The sequence below is a fragment of the Nonomuraea sp. SBT364 genome, from assembly GCF_001083785.1.
Lineage (GTDB): Bacteria > Actinomycetota > Actinomycetes > Streptosporangiales > Streptosporangiaceae > Nonomuraea.
The window spans coordinates 1-2,147 of sequence record NZ_LAVL01000332.1; the positions used below are offsets into that span (position 1 = coordinate 1).

Genomic DNA, 2,147 nt, shown 5'->3' on the forward strand with positions numbered 1-2,147 from the left:
CCGCCAGTGCGCGCCCTGGCGGGGCAGCGGCGCGCGGCGCACCTGGTCGAAGCGGGCGCAGGTGACCTTGCCCTCGAAGCCGACCACGACGGCCCACCAGCCTTCGCCGTCGAGCGCGGCCAGGTCGGTCGTCACGTCACGCAACCCGGTGGCGAGCCTGTTGTTCAGGTGGGCGAAGCCGTACACGCTTCCCATTCTCCCAGCATTCGGACAAACTCCAGCGCGGCGGGCAGCGGCACTTCGGGCAGGGCAGCGTACACCTTGCGCACGGGCATCACCCCTTTGAGCGGGCGCAGGACCAGCCCGGCGGGGACCGCGCGCGCCGCCAGCTCGGGGACGAGGGAGACGCCGAGCCCGGCCGCCACGCAGCCGAACTTGCCCGACCACTCGGCCACCCGCAGCCCGCCGCGCGGCGTGAACCCGGCAGCGGCGCAGGCGGCGGTGAGCAGCGTCGGCTGGCCGCGCGGCGCCGCCTCGATCCACCGCTCGCCGGCCAGATCGCGCAGGTCGACGGCGTCCTCGCCGGCCAGCCGGTGCCCCTGCGGCAGCGCGACCAGCAGCCGGTCGTCGCGCAGGTGCGTGACGCGGCCGCCGCCGTCGCCCGGCAGCCCCGCCGGGTAGTCGCTGATCACGGCGACGTCCAGCGCCCCGGCCTGGAGCCGGTCGGTGAGCCGGGGGCTGAGCCCTTCGACGAGCCGCAGCTCGACTCCCGGCCGCAGATCGGCGAAGCGTTTGAGGGTCGTGGGCAGCAGGTCGGCGTTGGCGGTGGCGAACGCGCCGACGCGCAGCGTCCCGCCGCTGCCGCCGTGGATCGCGGCCAGTTCCTCGCCCGCCCGGTCGAGCCGGTCGAGCACCGCGGCGGCGTGCCGGTGCAGCACGGCCCCGGCGGGGGTGAGCCGCACGCCCCGGGGCAGCCGCTCGAACAGCGGCCCGCCGGCGGCCAGCTCCAGGGCGGCGACGCGCCGGGAGACGGCCGACTGGGTGCAGCCGAGGAGCTCGGCGGCGGCGGTGAACGATCCGCTCCTGGCCACCTCGTCGAACAGGCGCAGGACGCCCGTGTCGAACAGGCGCAGGGCGTCGGTGTCGGTGTCGGTGTCGGTGTCGAAGGCATTCGTATCAGGCATGGCTGACATGCAATCTAGTCGGTGGTGGAATACCGTGCGAACCCCTTCAATGAGGGACGTGATTGCATTTCTTGGACAGGGACGCATGGGCGTCCCCATGGCCCGGCGGCTCACGGATGCCGGGCACGAGGTGACGACGTGGCGGCGCGGGACCGGGCTCTCGCCCGCCGAGGCGGTGGCCGGGGCGGACCTGGTCATCACGATGCTGCGCGACCCGGACGCGGTGCGCGAGGTGCTGACGGCGGCGCTGGCGGGGCTGCGGCCGGGCACGACGGTGGTGGAGATGTCCACGATCGGCCCGGACGCCGTCCGCGAGCTGCGCGCGCTGCTGCCGCCGGAGGTGGCCCTGGTGGACGCGCCGGTGCTCGGCAGCGTCGCCCCGGCCACCGACGGCACGCTCACCGTGCTGGCCGGCGGTGACGTGACGGCCGTGCGCGAGGTGCTGGCGGTGTTCGGCACCGTGCGGGAGCTCGGGCCGCTGGGCGCGGGGGCGGCGCTGAAGCTCGCCGTCATGAGCGCGCTCGTGCCCGCCCAGGTGCTGCTCGCGGAGACGTTCGCGTACGGCGAGGCGCACGGCGTGGAACGGGACGCGCTCGCCGCGGTGCTGGCGGGCACGCCGCTCGGCGAGCTGGCCGGGCGGCTGGCGGCGCCCGCCCCCGGGACCCGTTACGCGCTCGGCCTGGCGGCCAAGGACCTGGACCTGGCGGCGTGGGAGGGCGCCTCGATGGCGGGGGCGGCCCTGCGCCGCCTGCGCGAGGCCGAGGCGGCCGGCCTGGGCGAGCGCGACGTGACCGCGATCGACGGCCACCTCCGCCCGGGCCCCGCCCCAAACCGGCACCCGGGCCGCCGGCAGCTCCACGGTGTGCCCCCGCCCCGGGTGCCCCGGCCGCGTCCCGACCGCCGCCGCCTGCCCCGTCTGCAGCACCGACGTCAGGTGCGAGCGGAACGCCGCCCGCCGCGACACGTCCACCAGCAGCGGGAACGAACGGCCCACCAGGTAGCCGTCGGGGCTGCCCAGCACCC

General features: G+C 76.6%; 2 protein-coding genes and 1 pseudogene. 1 reads left to right on the forward strand and 2 read right to left on the reverse strand.

What is annotated here, in order from left to right:
- Window positions 1–186: pseudogene (locus tag ADY59_RS47130) on the reverse strand (anthranilate synthase component I family protein); the annotation flags it as partial.
- Entirely contained in the window at window positions 165–1,124 is a 960-nt protein-coding gene (locus tag ADY59_RS47135) for a LysR family transcriptional regulator (protein ID WP_231619250.1), read from the reverse strand. The pseudogene ADY59_RS47130 and the gene ADY59_RS47135, both read right to left, overlap by 22 nt.
- Before the next feature lie 58 nt (window positions 1,125–1,182).
- Between ADY59_RS47135 and ADY59_RS47140 the strand changes: the two genes are divergently transcribed.
- Window positions 1,183–2,147, forward strand: a 965-nt coding sequence (locus ADY59_RS47140) for an NAD(P)-dependent oxidoreductase (RefSeq protein ID WP_231619251.1), incomplete at its 3' end; no start/stop codon positions are given.